Origin of the sequence: Vibrio sp. 10N.222.49.C9 (genome assembly GCF_041474985.1) — a bacterium.
Lineage (GTDB): Bacteria > Pseudomonadota > Gammaproteobacteria > Enterobacterales > Vibrionaceae > Vibrio > Vibrio crassostreae_C.
This window is the reverse complement of the sequence record NZ_JBFRVD010000687.1, coordinates 1-309: the sequence shown is the minus strand read 5'-3', so window position 1 is coordinate 309 and position 309 is coordinate 1. Positions and strand designations below refer to the sequence as shown.

Here is a 309-nt window from a genome sequence, read left to right as displayed (position 1 = left end):
CAACGCCGGATGGCACGGGCGTTCGTGACTACATTCATGTGATGGATCTGTCTGATGGTCATATTGCAGCGCTGCAGAAGGTAGGGAATGAGTCAGGTTTGCACATCTTTAACCTAGGCACAGGTAATGGTTCGAGTGTTTTGGATATGGTAAAAGCCTTTGAACAAGCAAGCGGTACGACTATTGCGTACAAGATTGCACCTCGTAGACCCGGTGATATTGCCGAGTGCTGGGCGGATCCTGCCAAGGCTGAAGCGGTTCTAGGTTGGAAAGCAACGCGTACTTTGCAAGAAATGAGCGAAGATACGT

1 protein-coding gene is annotated in these 309 nt (G+C 49.8%); it reads left to right on the top strand.

The window, feature by feature from the left end:
• Positions 1–309, top strand: a 309-nt coding sequence (locus AB4585_RS25085; RefSeq protein ID WP_372171469.1) for a GDP-mannose 4,6-dehydratase, incomplete at both ends; no start/stop codon positions are given.